Below are 16628 nucleotides of genomic sequence, written 5' to 3'. Positions count from 1 at the left end.
GCCCAATGAGATAAAAAAACCAATAATGAAGCCAGTTTTCCCACACGCTTTCTTTGGTTATGTCTTCATCCACACTTAAAACTTGGCTAGATGCCGCGCGCCCCAAAACGCTACCACTCGCTGTTGCGTGCATATTGTGTGGCAGCGCCGTTGCAGCGCAAACCGCAACTTTTTCGATCTCTTTGACCTTGCTCGCCTTGATCACGGCCCTGCTATTGCAGATTCTGTCTAACCTCGCCAACGACTACGGCGATGCCGTAAAAGGCACCGATAACGAGGCGCGCCTCGGTCCCAAGCGTGCCATACAGCAAGGGCTAGTAACGCCACACACAATGAAAAAAGCCATGGCACTCAATGTGTGTCTGATCATTGGCGTAGGCGCTGCTTTGGTCTTAAGTGCGTTCGATAACGCCACCGACATCGTCAGCTTCATGGGATTGGGCATACTCGCCATCCTTGCTGCCATTTGCTACACCGTGGGCAACAAACCTTATGGCTATCAAGGTCTCGGCGATCTGTCAGTATTAATTTTCTTCGGCTGGCTTGGCGTCGCAGGCACCTACTATCTGCAAGCCGGTACACTCGATTCGGTCATACTCTTGCCGGCCACTGCGTGTGGTTTGCTCGCTGTTGGTGTGCTCAACATTAATAACTTGCGTGATATTGATAACGACAGCGTCTGCGGCAAATACACACTGGTGGTTCGCATGGGACCGAGATGGGGACGCGCCTATCACCAAGTGCTGTTAATCGCAGCTTTCACTTGCTTTGCCCTATTTGCATTACTCGAGAAAAGTGGCATAACAGGATGGTTATTTTTGCTTTCTCTGCCGCTAGCCATCAAACATGGGCGAGCAGTCTGGCTGTCGAAAGATGGTGAGTCATTGCGTCCCATGATGGGTGACATGGTGAAAGTCGCTCTCTTGACCAACGTGCTGTTTGCGGCTGGCATCCTACTTCACTAATACACGGGGATGAAGGCAAGATGATTTGTGTTGTCAGTCATTGCAATGCCCAATCTTGTCGTTATACTTTTTCGCATAGGGTGGCTTCTGACATCCCTCGGAACGCCACAAATTTGCCAATTCGGCACCGTTAAGCCCAAAGAAGAAGTCTGATTATGGAATACAATACCTCAGAGTTATGCGACACATACTTGGAGCAGGTTGATGTACTGGAACCTATGATGAGCTCTTACGGTGGTCGTAGTTCATTCGGTGGTCAAATCACAATCATCAAGTGCTTTGAAAACAACAGCCTGATCCGTGAAATGGCGGAACAAAATGGTACCGGTCAAGTGATGCTAATCGACGGGGGTGGTTCACTACGCCGTGCACTCATTGACGCTGAGATTGCGACAACAGCAGCAGAAAATGGCTGGGAAGGTTTGGTGGTCTATGGTTGTGTTCGCGATGTCGATTCGCTAGATGAAATTGATATCGGCATTCAAGCCTTAGCGTCATTCCCCGTTGGAGCAGAAAGCTCAGAAACTGGAATGGGCGTGGGTGAAGCAGATGTCCCCGTTAACTTTGGTGGTGTAACATTTATTCCTGAAGATCATCTGTACGCCGACAACACGGGCGTTATCCTGTCTCAAGAAGCAATCGATATCGAATAGTGAGATCCATTGGCGTCACCATTGCGGCGCCAACAAATCTTCACAACAGCTCTCTGCAACAATCTCTCCAATAGCGTTTACCACAGAGCGTTACAGCAAAGCTGCCTCATAGAAAAACAGAGCCCATCGGCTCTGTTTTATTATTCTACTTCTTCAATCTTACCAAGCAGGTTGCGAATGCGGGTCTGCCATGCGTCCTGATCGGCACGAAGGCGGGCATTTTCCTGCTCCAGTGCGTCACGGTTTTCACGCACAGAATCTGACTCACGACCAAGGGTTTCGTTTTGTTCTTTTAGCTCTTCAAGTTCCATCTGAAGTAGAGAAATGGTATCTACTGCCATTTGAACTTTGGCTTCAAGCTGCTCTAAAATTTCCAATGACATCAAGGCCACCTATGTTTTCCAACGTCTAAGCGCAAATGCGCAATCTTCGTCAAGGCTTGCCCTATAAGGCTTTTCTACCTTGCACGTCCCAGAAAACCTATTCTAACGGGGCATGACGTCAGTCGCACCTGTCTAATCCACTTTTGGATCACAAGCGAACAAAAAAGCATCAATTGTGCCCTTTTCACTGCCTTCTTTGGCCTTCTTCAGCCTTCGCTTTTGACTTCCCCATCAGTAAATGACTAAAAATGCGACATCTTTCAATTTTTATTCACTGACCACATGGTACGTTAATAAAGATCGTATCTCTCTTGGAGCAATCCAAGACTTGCCGATATCGGCTAGGCTGGCACATTCGTTGTCAGCCTTTTCTTTTTCTCCTCATTTATCTCCCCATATATTCGAATACTCACATCCTCTGCAAAATGAGACGCTCAATGTTCGATTTCGAGCAGATAATGAACAAATAATGAGCGAACGCACATTTTTCCACGTCAACACTTCACGAAAGTCGTTTCGTCACTAAAGTAGGCAACGTGTCAGTGATGTGAAGGTTTGCCCTTATGCACCGCCATTCAACAATAAAAACGACACAGCATGAAACCTAGTGTCGGCCAAGTCGCACTATGCTTTTACAAGGAACGAAAGAGGACACACCATGAGCACCGAGCAAAAATACGTTGTCGCGTTAGATCAGGGAACCACCAGCTCCCGAGCCGTTATCCTTGACCACGATGCCAATATTGTCACGGTCGCCCAGCGCGAATTCCCCCAGATTTACCCTCAATCAGGCTGGGTTGAGCACGACCCACTCGAGATATATGCCAGCCAAAGTTCGACCTTGATAGAAGCATTGGGAAAAGCAGGCATTCGCTCAGATCAAGTGGCAGCAATTGGCATCACCAATCAACGTGAAACGACCGTGGTTTGGAACCGTCATACGGGAAAACCCATTTACAACGCCATTGTTTGGCAATGCCGTCGCACCGCGCCTATTTGCGAGCAATTGAAATCTGATGGCTACGAAAAATACGTCAAAGAAAATACTGGCTTGGTGATTGACCCGTATTTCTCTGGCACCAAAGTAAAATGGATTCTCGATCATGTTGAAGGTGCACATGAACTTGCTGAAAAAGGCGACCTGCTGTTCGGCACTATCGATACTTGGCTCATCTGGAAGATGACGCAGGGACGTGTTCACGTTACCGATTACACCAATGCTAGCCGTACCATGCTATTTAACATCAATACCCTTGAATGGGATGACTCCATGCTCAAAGCGCTTGGTATCCCTTCGTGCATGATGCCAGAGGTGAAATCCTCGTCTACGGTATACGGCGAAACCAATATTGGGGGTAAAGGCGGTACGCGGATCCCAATTGCAGGCATTGCAGGCGATCAGCAAGCCGCGCTGTTTGGCCAAATGTGCGTCGAAGCCGGCCAAGCCAAAAACACCTATGGCACAGGCTGCTTTTTGTTGATGAACACAGGCAAAGAAAAAGTGTCATCCCAAAACGGCTTGCTGACCACGTTGGCGTGCGGCCCTAAAGGCGAAGTAGCATACGCACTCGAAGGCGCGGTGTTTATGGGCGGTGCATCGATTCAATGGCTGCGCGATGAGATGCATCTGATCAAAGATGCCAAGGACTCTGAGTACTTCGCTACCAAGGTGGATACCAGCAACGGCGTGTATGTCGTGCCCGCTTTCACTGGCCTTGGCGCGCCCCATTGGGACCCTTATGCGCGCGGCACCATCGTCGGCATCACGCGCGGCGTCAATGCCAACCATATTATCCGCGCGACGCTCGAAGGTATCGCCTATCAATCGCTGGATGTGATTACTGCAATGCAAGCAGACTCGGGCATCAAACTCGACTTTCTCAAAGTCGATGGTGGTGCCGTTGCCAATAACTTTTTGATGCAATTCCAGTCTGATGTACTCAACACCGAAGTGCATCGCCCCAAGGTGACCGAGGTGACCGCATTGGGCTCGGCCTATTTGGCGGGACTCGCCGTCGGTTTCTGGAGCAGTATTGATGAGCTCAAGAACAAAGCGGAAATCGACCGATGCTTTAGCCCAAGTGCTGATGATGGCAAACGTAACCGTCGTCACGTGGGTTGGCAACGCGCTATTGAGTGTTCAAAGGGATGGCATGTCGACTGACCTTCAAACCTGCTTAATGTACTGACCATTATTGAAAAAGGGGTAAGCCCCTTTTTTTTCGTCTCAAAAACGCAAACGTTTCCTATTTGCTTATGGTAAAATCCGCGCCGAGTTTTTTCGCTATCAGACACTGATTTTGGTAGCTTTTGATGCCACAAAATAATGACACTGGAGATCGGATGAAACGCGATTTAGCAATGGCTTTTTCACGCGTCACAGAGGGCGCGGCACTGGCGGGTTACAAGTGGCTTGGCCGCGGTGACAAGAACGCAGCAGACGGTGCAGCAGTCGAAGTAATGCGTATTCTTCTGAATAAAACCGACATCGAAGGTGAAATTGTTATTGGTGAAGGTGAAATCGACGATGCACCCATGCTATTCATTGGTGAAAAAGTCGGTTTGGGCGGCGATGCAGTAGACATCGCGGTTGACCCGATCGAAGGCACGCGCATGACCGCAATGGGTCAGTCAAACGCACTGGCAGTGCTAGCCGCGGCTGAGAAAGGCAGCTTCTTGAAAGCGCCTGACATGTACATGGAAAAACTGTGTGTTGGCCCAGAAGCCAAAGGGGTTATCAACCTTGAATTGCCGCTGCGCGACAATCTGATTAACGTCGCTAATGCACTGGGTAAATCACTGGATGAGTTGGTTGTCACCACACTCGCGAAACCACGTCATGACGACACCATCCGCGAAATGCAGGAAATGGGTGTGCGCGTTTTCGCCATCCCTGACGGCGACGTTGCCGCTTCGATCCTAACCTGTATGCCTGACAGCGAAGTTGACCTCATGTATGGCATTGGTGGCGCACCTGAAGGGGTAATTTCTGCTGCCGCGATCCGCGCATTGGGCGGTGACATGAATGGTCGCCTGCTGCCGCGTCATGAAGTAAAAGAAGACAATGAAGATAACCGCCGCATGGGCGAAATTGAAATTGCTCGCTGCAAAGAAATGGGCATTGAAACCAACATTTGCCTGAGCATGTCTGACATGGCCAGCAGCGACAATGTTATCTTCTCTGCAACCGGCATCACCAAAGGCGACCTGTTGGAAGGCATTACCCGCAAAGGGAACATTGCCACCACGGAAACCCTGCTTATCCGCGGTAAGTGCCGCACTATCCGTCGCATCAAGTCTATCCACTATATGGATCGCAAAGACGACGCAGTGAAAGACATCATTCTATAACGTCAATGACTGCCGCTATTGCTCACTGTAGCGATAGCTTAATACAGAAAAAGCACGCCTCGGCGTGCTTTTTTAATGGTCATCAATTTATCTTGGTACAGCAAACCTAGACACCGTGAATCAGGGAGACGCTTCCACCTTAGCGGCTTTCTTATCCGGTGGTTTTTTAAACAAGGCTAACAGTGGTATCAACACAATATAAGAGACCATGATAAAGCCAAACGAGTAAACAAACGCCAGCAAGGTCGATTGCTGATGCAGCAATTGTGTCACTGACGCAATAAAACTCGGGTCCGTCACTGTCGTGCCTTGCGACGCGGCAAGTTGCTGCACAACAGGGTTATCCGGCGTCACGCCACCGCCTAATGCATGCCACTCTTTTTGCTGAATTTGGCTGAAATAGGTATTCACGATGGAAATCCCAAACGAGCTTCCTAAGGTTCGGCAAAGGTTGAAAATCACCGCTCCGCCCACGGTATTCTTCGGCGACAACGTGGCATAGGCAAGCTGACTAAGCGGTGCAAACACCAGCCCCATCCCCGCCCCTTGAATAATGCTCGGCAGCAAGACCCAGTACACATCGATGTCGAGCGAATAACTCATCATCATAAAACTGCCGATACCATTGAGCACCAAGCCGACCACAATCAACATTCGCGGATCGAGTCGGTCAATAATGCGGGAAATTGACAGCAATACGATGGCGGAGGCTAAGCCTCTGGGCGCCATCACGAACCCCGTTGTATCCACCGGATAATTCAGCAGTTGCTCTAGCATCATCGGCTGCAATTGGGTAATGCCAAACATCCCCATCGAAAAACCTGTCATGACGATGCAGGACAACAGCAAGTTTCTGTCTTTCAATAGCCACATCGGAGCAATGTCGCCTTTGGTGCGAAAGGATCGCTGAAGGAAAAATGCCCAAGCAATCATACTGATGATGAAAGCGAACAAAATCGTATTAGAACTAAACCAACCATCCTGATTACCGCGTTCAAGCACTAACTGGAGCAGACCAATCCCGATCGCCATACCAAAGACCAGTGGCCAATCCACCGAGGTTTTGTCCCGCCCATCCAAGCGAACGAACACCGCCAACAACGTCAAACACAGCATGCCCACAGGAACATTGACATAGAATATCCACCGCCAATCCATGTGCTCCGTAATAAGACCGCCGACGGTTGGACCCAAGATAGGTCCAAGCAGTATGCCGACCGAAAACAATGCCATTGCTTTACCGCGTTCTTCCTGCGGATAAATCTGCACCATAATAGATTGCGACAGCGGGATCACTGATGCCCCGAACGCCCCTTGCAAGATACGGAAGACAATCATTTCCGTCAGCGAATCTGCCTGTCCACACGCTGCAGACATCACCATGAAACCCGCGACAGACACCAAGAGCAAACGTCGAGAACCAAAACGTAGGCTGAAATAGCTCGCCAGAGGAATGAAAATGGCTTCCGCCATCGAATAAGAGGTTAACACCCACGTGACTTGCTCCGAGGTCACACCCAGTGAACCCATCATGTGCGGCAACGACACATTGGCAATCGTCATGTCGAGCAGCACCATGATGGCAGAGAGCATCACCGCCAAAGTGATCATGGTACGACTGGCTCCGGGAGGCATAGGCCCGTTGCTTGCCATACTCGGGTTACTGGCTGTCATTGCTGCTGATCCGTGGCATCAGTTTTTGAGGTGCCTGTTTTTGAGGCATCCGTTTTCAACGTATCAATGGTCACCGTTGCACTGGCACCAACGCGCAATGGCTTCGAATCTCCCGCCGTCGTGATGGTCAAGCGAACGGGAAAACGCTGGGGTACTTTCACCCAATTACCTGTGGCATTTTCTGGCGGCAACAGAGAAAACGAGGAACCGCTAGCCGGCGAGATAGCCTGAACAACGCCACTGAAGGTGGTATCTGAATACATATCGAGAACCACACTGGCTGTCATCCCAGCAGCTATATTGCCAATGTCATCTTCTTTGTAATTCGCCTCGACCCAAAACGAATTGTCTTCAATCAAGGGCATCAGCGCTTGACCTGGCGCAACCACACTTCCCGGTCTCACGTTCACATCCCCTAAAGTGCCAGATGTCGGCGCAATAATGGACGTATAAGAGAGATTTAACGACGCCTCAGACAAGGCCGCCGCCGCTTGTCGAACCGCAGGCGCTTCTGTGCCTGACGCGCCCTGCTCACTGATGAGCTGCGACATTCTTGCCCGCGCCACATCAAGGTTATTTTTTGCCGCAGCAAGCTCTGCCTTCAAGTCACTGCCTTCTTGTGCGGGTAGCAGCCCCTTGTCCACCAGCGCCATGTTGCGGCGATACTTGGCTTGCACATCAAGCAACTGGGCTGACGCAGCGCGGATTTGCGCACTTGCCCCCACAATCGCATCACTCGTCGCCTTGTTTGCTGCCGTCGCATTTTCATAAGCAGCTTGCGCTTGTTCCACGCGCGCTTGATACGCCGAAGGGTCGATTCTCGCGATTACTGCGCCTTGATCGACATGCTGGAAATCGTAAACATTCACTTCAGTTAGCTGACCGCTTATCTGTGGGGCGATATAAAGAATGTTGCCATGAACATACGCATCATCGGTACTCGGATATTGATCTTGATGGCGAACATAAAAATACGCTGCAACCACCAACACCACCACAACACCGATAAGGATCATGACATTACGAAAAGGAAAACCGCGTTTTTCAGTCATGAGACCTCCCGGGTAGACGCGCTAAATTGGCCCGCGTTGTTTGAGCCAGACTGGGAGAGTCTAGTGACTGGATTCCCGATTTGCGGTCTCATATGAAACATATCATTAGGTTTTTTCGTTCAGTTTTAGTGTTGTGACAAGCCATCTCATTTAAATGACATCTTTTATTCATTCGGCCCGACATCTGGGATTCTCTCGGTGCAAAAAGCCATTCAGCGCAATAACTAAGTAAAGACATTGCTTTATTTAGCAAGCTCACTTCATAATGGAACGTAAAGCATAGGAACGAGAGTACGATGAAAACAGTCGATAAAATCCTGCACAAGATAAAACGCGAAGGCGCCATCAGCGCGCGTGTATTGGCTGATGAAATGAGCATGACCACCATGGGGATCCGCCAACATCTGCAAACCATGGAAGACGATGGCCTGTTGGATTTTAGTGATGTTCGAGTAAAAGTCGGCCGACCGACTCGCCATTGGTCACTCACCGCCGAAGGGCATCGTCGATTTGCCGACAGTCACGGCGATCTGGCCATTTCAGTGATTGAGTCCGTAGAGAGTCTGTTTGGCGAAGCTGGACTCACCCAAGTCATCCAGCAACGTGAAGAAAAAACGTTGCAGCAATACCGCGATGCGCTCAAAGATTGCCATAATTTAAAGGCTAAACTTGAAACCTTGGCGTATCTTAGAGAGAACGAAGGTTACATGGCAGAGCTTCAGGAAACCGAAACGGGCTTCCTGCTGATTGAGAACCATTGCCCTATTTGTCAGGCCGCCAAACGATGTCCGGCCCTGTGTAAGTCAGAAAAGCACATATTTAAGACGGTGCTCGGTGATGACTATGTCGTCACACGAGACGAACACATCATTGAAGGGCAACGCCGCTGCACCTATAACATTCAACCAAAAAGCACGCAGGCGTCATCCAGATAATTATTTGCTGAGGAGTGTGTATGGCGACTTGGATCAAAGCGGAAGTGATTGAAAATCGACGCTGGAACAAAGACCTGTTCAGCCTGACGCTGGACGCCGACGTTGCGCCTTTTGTTGCGGGACAGTTTGCCAAGCTTGGGCTAGAAATTGACGGTAAACTGATTCAACGCGCCTATTCCTACGTCAACCCACCCAGCAGCAAGTATCTCGAAATCTACGCCACACGCGTAGCAGATGGATTGCTCTCACCACGCCTGCACGAACTCGAAGCGGGCGACAACGTGATGATCACTAAAGACGCCACCGGCTTCTTCACGCTAGAAGAAATCCCTCAAGGCGAGCACTTGTGGATGATTTCCACGGGTACGGCACTTGGGCCCTTCCTGTCTATTTTACAAGAAGAAGAAGTCTGGCAACGGTTCCGAAAAGTCGTCTTGATACATGCCGTACGCTTTTCCGCTGATCTAAGCTATCAGGCGGAAATCAATGAACTGAAGAAAAAACACAGCGACCAAATTTTAGTTCAACCCTTCGTAAGCAGAGAACCCAAGGCGGGCGCACTGTCCGGCCGGATCACCCACGCCTTAGAAGACGGCATGCTAGAACGCGTAGTGGGTATACCGCTCACACCAGAGAAAAGCCAAATCATGCTGTGTGGTAATCCTCAAATGGTCAAAGACGTGCGTGCACTGCTTGAACAAAAGGGATTAGAGAAAAACTTACGCCGCAAACCTGGCCACATCACCACCGAGCAGTATTGGTAAGATGCCAGATGTGGGGCGCAATGCCCCATTTCATCGGTTTCAATCATTTCGCGTAACTTTTACATCACCATCTCAAAAATAAGACTAATGAATACCGTATACCGTGTTTTCTGTCGCTATCAAACAATTACCTGTATCAAACTAAAAACACACCTAACCATCCAAGCATCATCGTCTCATTTTTGAGGCGGCGGTGTGATTGATCGCTCATTTTTTAACCGTATAGTCAAAGGCAAGTCATGCGCAGCCACAAGGAGTAATGCCATGAAAACCATGCCTTCATTTGACGAATTAAAAGCTTTAGCGGAATCCGACCCGCAGGCGCTAGACGCGCTAAGAATAGAAATGAGCGAAGAGATCATCGTCAGCGCAAGTGACAACATGCAGCCTAAATTGCGCGCTCAGATGAGCCACATTAATCGTGTCATTGCATCAGGGAAAAACCCTAACCATGTTAACGCGTTATTGATGAAAGAGTTGATGCGTCAATTTGACCGTTTCTCAACTGCCATCAATGACCCAGCAGCTTTAACTGAGCGAAACGCAACCGTCACTACATTGCACCCGAAGCGCAACAGCGAGACTGTTGCTGTGGAAGGCTAACTCAGTTTTTCAGCGGCGGGGTATTTACCGCCGCCGTTTTTTTTCTTTTGTTGATTACATCTATCGCATTTCTTTGGCATACCAGCGTCTGTCCATATCCCGAACATCCACTGTTAAACTCTTCACGTCGGCACCATGTTGCTTCAATACATCCAAGAAAGCGTGGCTCAAATTTTTCTTTTGATTTTCATCGCGCCCATCAAGTAACCACAACGTCACGTGAATGAAGTTTTCCTGATTGTCAGAATCGCCAATCAACCACTCGTGACTAGCGTACGCCCGTGATTTCACGTCCGCCACACCAAACTCGCCACTACCGATAGCCGTTTGGTGCAAGTCCTCCAATAACTGACCGACATTTACCCGCTCTGAAACCGGATCACTGTACTCCATGACAATATGAGGCATAACTCGCTCCTTGTTACGATTTTGAGCCACTTTACCCCAGCATTTCGAGCGATTGTTACTAGGAAGAGGAATATTGACCTCAGATCACACCTTGCTATCTGTCGTCTGTCCGCGCTAATCCGAAAATTTATAACGAAAATTTATTACTCAAAGGTTCACATTTCGACGTAAAACGCGTACAAACGATGGCATTTATGATTTTGAGCAGGAAATGCTAGCGGGTCTGCTGCTATCGTTCCCAGCAATTGATTTTGATAATTGGATTACGGAGAAATTCCTATGCGCCGTCCACTAGTAATGGGTAACTGGAAACTTAACGGTAACAAAGCAATGGTCGCTGACCTGATCAAAGGCCTTGAAGCTGAACTTAACGGTGTTGAAGGTGTTGATGTTGCTATCGCACCACCTGTTATGTATTTGGATCTGGCAGAGCAACTGCTAGGTAAAGCACAAAGCAAAATCATTCTGGGTGCACAAAATGTTGACGTTAACCAAACCGGTGCGTTCACAGGTGACATTTCTCCAGACATGCTGAAAGACTTCGGTGCGACTCACATCATCATCGGTCACTCAGAGCGTCGTGAATACCACGAAGAATCTGACGAGTTCGTTGCTAAGAAATTTGCATTCTTGAAAGAAAATGGCCTTGTGCCGGTTCTTTGCATCGGTGAATCAGACGCACAGAACGAAGCGGGCGAAACGCTGGCAGTATGTGCACGTCAACTTGACGCTGTGATCAACACCCAAGGTGTTGAAGCGTTGAACGGTGCAGTTATCGCATACGAACCAATTTGGGCTATCGGTACCGGTAAAGCAGCAACAGCTGAAGATGCACAACGCATCCACGCAGCAATTCGTGCTCACATCGCTGCGAAGAGCGAAGAAGTGGCGAAGAACGTTGTTATCCAATACGGCGGTTCTGTTAAGCCAGAAAACGCAGCAGCATACTTCGCTCAACCAGACATCGACGGTGCACTCGTTGGTGGCGCTGCGCTGATCGCAGAAAGCTTCGCGGGTATCGCGAAAGCAGCAGCTGAAGCAAAAAACTAATTTCGTGAGTGACTGCCTTATTTAGGCCAGCCACTCACGCGAGAAAAGGAGAAGCCATGGCTTCTCCTTTTTTTTGTCGCTTTATCCCCGTTAGTCAGCCCGCTATACTGCGTTTTTCCTCTACGCGCGGTCACAGAACATCATGTTCCATATTGTCCTTCACGAACCTCAAATCGCTCCCAATACTGGCAACATTATCCGTTTGGCGGCGAATACCGGCTGCAAACTTCATTTGATTGAGCCGCTTGGTTTTGATTTTGAAGAGAAGAAACTGCGCCGCGCTGGGCTTGATTACCATGATCTAGCCAACATCACCCGCTACCCGAACTATCAAGCGTTTCTCGATGCCATGCATCTCGCAAACGAAGGTGAGCTCCGTATTTTTGCCTGCACCACCAAAGGCAGTCGTCCCCATTCAGACGTGAGTTACCAAGCCGGTGATATTTTCTTGTTTGGCTCTGAGACCTGCGGTCTTCCGGATAGCATTCGTGATGCATTCAAACCAGAACTCCGCATTCGCGTGCCGATGATGCCAGACAGTCGCAGCCTTAACCTAGCGAACTCAGTCTCCATTATTAGCTATGAAGCATGGCGTCAGTTGGGCTTTGTCGGCGGGATTTAGAGGCACAAAAAAAAGCAGGGTCACCTGCTTTTTCTTATTTCTCTCCAAACTGCCAATGTCGTTAGCAACGCATCAGGCTGTTTTCCCGGTGGATGCTTGCAGATCGCTCGAGATTTGATTGAGCCGCGAAGTGGCCTCCACCAGCATCTCAACTTCTGACGCACTCTGCGTTGCCATCTCGCTGATCTTATTCACGTTCACGTTAATCTCTTCCACGACACCACTTTGCTGCTCCGCCGCACTGGCCACCAACAAGTTCATGTCGGTGACTTCTGCTGTCGCATTGCCAGCCTGAGCCAGTAATGAGGAAGACTCTTGCGAGAGCTTGAGCGTCTGATCACCCATCTCACAGCTCTTTTGCATGGTATCCACCGCTTCTTTGGTGACACTGCTGAGCTGCGCAATCATGGTTTCAATTTCTGAAGTCGAATCATGGGTGCGTTGTGCCAAGCTACGAACTTCATCAGCAACTACGGCAAAACCGCGCCCCTGTTCACCAGCACGTGCTGCTTCAATCGCGGCGTTAAGAGCAAGCAAGTTGGTCTGCTCTGCGATGCCCTTAATCACATCTAACACAGAGGTAATGTTGCCACTGTTTTTCTCAAGTTCAGTGAGCGCAACACTGCTCAGATTCAAGCTTTCAATTAGCGAATTAGTTTGCTTCATCGACTCTTGATTGATTCGCATGCTCTCGGACGACTGCTGCGACGCGCTCTCGGTCGCCGTCTGTGTTTGGATCGCGTTGTTTGAAATCTCTTGTGCAGTCGCAGACATTTCATTCACTGCCGTCGCGACTTGAATGATTTCGCCGCTTTGGGCATCGGAGTTTCTTTTTACTGCTTGCGCGGCGGTATTAAGCATCTTCACCGCTTCGCCGACCTCGTCGGCTACTTTAGCAATCATGGCGTTGGTACTTTTTCGTGTCCCCTCCATGTTTTTCTGGAGCTCGCCAATGATGCCAGGTTCATCGATGACCGCAGACCGACTGAAATCCCCAGCAGCTTGAATGGCCAACGCATTAGACACTTTCGTGAGTCCTACATAAATGCGATTGAGGATAATCCTCGACATAATTATGGCGACAAGCAAAGCCACAATCACTGAAGAAACAACGGCAATTTCTAACAACACCGCTTTTTCTTCAATATCAAGGACAGCGACTTCAGTGAACTTCCCCACATCCGCTAGCAGGTTATCAACCTGTTTCGTAGTCGCTTCGGCCTCTTCACCAACGACGGCATCAAGCATTTCTGCTTCATGCACGTGCCCACCTTCTAACTCCTTGAATACGTCCTCAACGTGCGCCATCCACTTTGCGTGCAGCGCCACCACATCATTCAATTTGGCATTGGCCGAATTAAACGCGACCTGTTCTTCCGCCGTACCATTCACCGTTCCTTCAGTAAAAAATTGCCCTATGGTATTGAAATTGTTAATGACTTTGTCGCCGAACGTGTAGAAATAGGCTTTTTCTTTATCGTAGTTGGCTTGAGCCTTGGGTTCTAACCCAATTTCCAAGGCGTATCGGAATGCTTTGTTGTAGTGCACTCTCTGTTCGACTTGATGCTCTGTGGCTTTACTGATTGAAGCAAGAACAGGGATGTCTCGATGCGCTACACCCTGTACATGGCTCTCGATGTAAGCCAATTTATAGAAAACAAAAGCACCAACTATGATTTGTATGCCGCATACCAAAGCGACAAACATAGTCAGTCGCTGTTTGATAGTCACATTAGAGGACATATGCTAACTGCTCCTTTAAAACGCACAGAGTGCGCGTCAATGTCGAGAGTGCTGTGCCGACAAGACACAGCCGCTTCTCTAAGGTTAGCAGTAACTCTCGAAAGTGAGACATCCCCCGAAAGGTTTGGGTAATTTAGCGATAATGGGAAGGCTAGATTGCTGTATTAATCAAATCAAACACCAAGGTCACCGTTAAGCCACCGTGGCGATTAATGTACGCCTCAGCGCGACCATTGTGCTGTCGCATCGCGCTGTCAGTGATAGCCAATCCAAGGCCCGTTCCTCCGCTCTCACGATCCCGCGCGGTCGATACGCGATAGAAAGGCCGGAATATATCAACGAGCATTTCTTCAGGAACGCCATCACCATCATCACTCACAATCACTTTTAACGACGTGCCTGTCACCGACATCGTCACATCAATTTGCTGGTTAGCATATTTGATGGCATTACGGACAACATTTTCCAAAGCGCTACAAAGCAATGGGCCATTTCCTTCAATACTGGCGTTTGGTATCGCACCGTATGTCAGGTGCTTGCCACACTGCTCAGCTTCAAATTCAGCGTCTTCTAGTAGCGTTTGCCAAAGCTCAGACAAAGAATACAGATCTCGTTCGGAGTGACTGTTGATTTGCATACGTGACAAGGACAGCAAATCTGCAATCATTTTTTCCATGCGCTCTGCTTCGGTATCAATGCGTGTGAGGTTGTCACTTTGCCCTTGCTTGCGAATCGCGAGCGCATTCGCCATACGAAGTCGGGTCAGTGGCGAACGTAGCTCGTGAGATATATCGGATAAGAGCCGCTGTTGTCCGCTGATCATTTGATTAAGCGCCGTCACCATTTGGTTAAAACTGGCGCCCGCTTGATGAAACTCTCGAGGGCCTTTCTCTAAGTCAGGGTCAGTTTCAAATCGCCCTTGTGCGACTCGCTCTGCTGCCGCCTGAAGACGACGCGCCGGCCTTGTTACTGCCCAAGCGAGCCAAAGTAATAAAGGCGTACTCACTACCATGGTCACGAGCAGCAGTTGAAATGGTCTGTCGAGGATTTGAACATAGAATGGCGGCGCTTGACGCCACATTTTTCCGACGTACATTAAAGCGCTCTGGTTTTTGTCCTCAACGATAAAAGGACCGGCCAACATCCAGCGACCATACAAGCGCTGCATGGGCTCGTCAGGATCATCCGCTAAAGTGATAAAGTTTTTTAGCGCTCGACTGCTACCGTGATGACCTTTCCCCAAAAAATCGCCATCCACTGTCGTAAAGTAGAGCTTTACAGACGATCTCTCTGGTTGCTTACGCTGAACGTGCATCAACCTATTTTTCAGTGAGCCACTGCGTTTGGCTATCTGTGCGGATACCGTTTCAGCCATTTGAAGATATTCCACTTTCGCGCTAGACGGCAAGGCATGCTGTTGTCTTGGGTCACTGTGTTGTGCCATTAATACAGCAATCAACACCAACAAGAGCGTGAGCCAGAAAATGGCAAATATTCGGCCATACAGGCTTTTGATGGTCGGCAGTTTCATTATGCCTCCACCAGCAAATAGCCACGTCCGCGCAGCGTTTTAATTCGTGGTTTGCTGTCTTCACGTTCAGGCAGTTTTTTACGAATATTGGAAATGTGCATATCAATGGCACGGTCAAACGGGGCCAATCGCTTTCCTAGCACATTGAGACTAATATCGGCTTTGGCAACAATGCTGCCGGGCTGTCTCACCAAATAGGTCAACAGCGCGGTTTCTGTGCCTGTCAAGTCGATCAATTGGTGCTGACAATACACTTCCATTTTTCCGGGGAAGATGACGATATCTTGATACTCAATCGACTCTTGCGCTTCTTCGCTTCGTTTATCATCACCCGTTTTAGCCGTTCGACGTAAAATCGCACGCATACGGGCTAACAGCTCACGATCACTAAAAGGCTTGGGCAGATAATCGTCCGCGCCTAGCTCTAACCCCATCACACGGTCAATTTCCTCCCCTTTCGCCGTCAGCATTAATACAGGGGTGTCCCAACTATCTCGAAGACGGCGTAAGGTTTCCATGCCATTGAGCACCGGCATCATCACGTCCAGCAATACCAAATCAATCTCGTCATTAATTTGGTCTAGCCCTTGCTGACCATTATTGGCGATCTCTACCTCATAGCCTTCTAGTTCTAATAAATCACGAAGTAAGCCAGTCAGTTCAATGTCATCGTCAATCAGAAGGATTTTGCTCATGGTACACGCTCGTATAAATGCTGATGAAGATAGTATCTGCGATTCATAACAGCGATGCCATGAGTAAACAGCAGGTTTACGCCCCTTTACATTGCTTTACGTACGATGAACACCGGTTTACGTCCAGAGCGGTAAAGTGGCCACATCGAAACGGAAACACGCAAACAAACGGCGAATTCGAATAACGAAGCCGAACGAC

General features: G+C 49.1%; 16 protein-coding genes. 9 read left to right on the top strand and 7 right to left on the bottom strand.

Annotated features, from left to right (window positions below; all coding sequences use genetic code 11):
• Positions 1 to 59: 59 nt before the first annotated feature.
• The gene (locus A1OO_RS07835) at positions 60 to 965 is read left to right on the top strand and encodes a 1,4-dihydroxy-2-naphthoate polyprenyltransferase (RefSeq protein WP_017002686.1); all 906 of its coding nucleotides are present in this window, start codon (positions 60 to 62) and stop codon (positions 963 to 965) included.
• Positions 966 to 1120: 155 nt separating this feature from the next.
• The gene (gene rraA / locus A1OO_RS07830) at positions 1121 to 1618 is read left to right on the top strand and encodes a ribonuclease E activity regulator RraA (RefSeq protein WP_016961937.1); all 498 of its coding nucleotides are present in this window, start codon (positions 1121 to 1123) and stop codon (positions 1616 to 1618) included.
• 140 nt (positions 1619 to 1758) lie between these two features.
• On the opposite strand, the gene zapB is transcribed toward rraA, so the two are convergent.
• A complete protein-coding gene (gene zapB / locus A1OO_RS07825) occupies positions 1759 to 2001 on the bottom strand; it encodes a cell division protein ZapB (RefSeq protein ID WP_016961936.1) in 243 nt (80 codons plus the stop codon).
• Positions 2002 to 2659: 658 nt separating this feature from the next.
• Between zapB and glpK the strand changes: the two genes are divergently transcribed.
• Both glpK and glpX read left to right on the top strand, forming a co-directional pair.
• Entirely contained in the window at positions 2660 to 4165 is a 1506-nt protein-coding gene (gene glpK, locus A1OO_RS07820; protein WP_016961935.1) for a glycerol kinase GlpK, read from the top strand.
• A gap of 179 nt (positions 4166 to 4344) precedes the next feature.
• On the top strand, positions 4345 to 5352 hold the full coding sequence (glpX, locus tag A1OO_RS07815) for a class II fructose-bisphosphatase (RefSeq protein ID WP_016961934.1): 1008 nt from the start codon (positions 4345 to 4347) through the stop codon (positions 5350 to 5352).
• A 120-nt stretch (positions 5353 to 5472) separates the two neighbouring features.
• Here the strand turns inward: glpX and A1OO_RS07810 are convergent, their stop codons facing one another.
• Both A1OO_RS07810 and A1OO_RS07805 read right to left on the bottom strand, forming a co-directional pair.
• The gene (locus A1OO_RS07810; protein WP_017002685.1) at positions 5473 to 7026 is read right to left on the bottom strand and encodes a DHA2 family efflux MFS transporter permease subunit; all 1554 of its coding nucleotides are present in this window, start codon (positions 7024 to 7026) and stop codon (positions 5473 to 5475) included.
• Positions 7023 to 8078, bottom strand: a complete 1056-nt coding sequence (locus A1OO_RS07805; RefSeq protein ID WP_017002684.1) for an HlyD family secretion protein — start codon at positions 8076 to 8078, stop codon at positions 7023 to 7025. The genes A1OO_RS07810 and A1OO_RS07805 overlap by 4 nt, the downstream gene beginning before the upstream one ends.
• Before the next feature lie 296 nt (positions 8079 to 8374).
• Between A1OO_RS07805 and A1OO_RS07800 the strand changes: the two genes are divergently transcribed.
• The 3 genes from A1OO_RS07800 to A1OO_RS07790 all read left to right on the top strand — a co-directional run bounded on the left by A1OO_RS07800 (position 8375) and on the right by A1OO_RS07790 (position 10380).
• Positions 8375 to 9013, top strand: a complete 639-nt coding sequence (locus A1OO_RS07800) for a helix-turn-helix transcriptional regulator (RefSeq protein WP_017002683.1) — start codon at positions 8375 to 8377, stop codon at positions 9011 to 9013.
• A 20-nt stretch (positions 9014 to 9033) separates the two neighbouring features.
• Complete coding sequence (locus A1OO_RS07795) at positions 9034 to 9777, top strand: ferredoxin--NADP reductase (protein WP_016961930.1); 744 nt, start codon at positions 9034 to 9036, stop codon at positions 9775 to 9777.
• Between the two features lie 264 nt (positions 9778 to 10041).
• Positions 10042 to 10380 (top strand): DUF3135 domain-containing protein, encoded by a 339-nt coding sequence (locus A1OO_RS07790; protein ID WP_016961929.1) that lies wholly within the window; start codon positions 10042 to 10044, stop codon positions 10378 to 10380.
• 60 nt (positions 10381 to 10440) lie between these two features.
• On the opposite strand, the gene A1OO_RS07785 is transcribed toward A1OO_RS07790, so the two are convergent.
• The gene (locus A1OO_RS07785; RefSeq protein WP_016961928.1) at positions 10441 to 10788 is read right to left on the bottom strand and encodes a 5-carboxymethyl-2-hydroxymuconate Delta-isomerase; all 348 of its coding nucleotides are present in this window, start codon (positions 10786 to 10788) and stop codon (positions 10441 to 10443) included.
• Between the two features lie 279 nt (positions 10789 to 11067).
• Between A1OO_RS07785 and tpiA the strand changes: the two genes are divergently transcribed.
• A complete protein-coding gene (gene tpiA / locus A1OO_RS07780; protein ID WP_016961927.1) occupies positions 11068 to 11838 on the top strand; it encodes a triose-phosphate isomerase in 771 nt (256 codons plus the stop codon).
• A gap of 142 nt (positions 11839 to 11980) precedes the next feature.
• The gene (locus tag A1OO_RS07775; protein ID WP_016961926.1) at positions 11981 to 12460 is read left to right on the top strand and encodes a tRNA (cytidine(34)-2'-O)-methyltransferase; all 480 of its coding nucleotides are present in this window, start codon (positions 11981 to 11983) and stop codon (positions 12458 to 12460) included.
• 72 nt (positions 12461 to 12532) lie between these two features.
• Here A1OO_RS07775 and A1OO_RS07770 read toward each other — a convergent pair whose 3' ends face one another.
• The 3 genes from A1OO_RS07770 to A1OO_RS07760 form a co-directional block, all read right to left on the bottom strand.
• On the bottom strand, positions 12533 to 14203 hold the full coding sequence (locus tag A1OO_RS07770) for a methyl-accepting chemotaxis protein (RefSeq protein WP_017002682.1): 1671 nt from the start codon (positions 14201 to 14203) through the stop codon (positions 12533 to 12535).
• A gap of 151 nt (positions 14204 to 14354) precedes the next feature.
• Positions 14355 to 15734 carry an envelope stress sensor histidine kinase CpxA gene (cpxA, locus tag A1OO_RS07765; protein ID WP_017002681.1) on the bottom strand — a complete coding sequence of 460 codons (1380 nt, stop codon included), beginning with the start codon at positions 15732 to 15734 and terminating at the stop codon, positions 14355 to 14357.
• The gene (locus A1OO_RS07760) at positions 15734 to 16429 is read right to left on the bottom strand and encodes a response regulator (RefSeq protein ID WP_017002680.1); all 696 of its coding nucleotides are present in this window, start codon (positions 16427 to 16429) and stop codon (positions 15734 to 15736) included. Before A1OO_RS07760 ends, cpxA begins: the two co-directional genes overlap by 1 nt.
• Between the last annotated feature and the right edge of the window lie 199 nt (positions 16430 to 16628).

Origin of the sequence: Enterovibrio norvegicus FF-33 (assembly GCF_000286835.2) — a bacterium.
GTDB lineage: Bacteria > Pseudomonadota > Gammaproteobacteria > Enterobacterales > Vibrionaceae > Enterovibrio > Enterovibrio norvegicus_A.
Note: the sequence above shows the minus strand (reverse complement) of the source record. Positions and strands in the feature narration are given on the sequence as shown.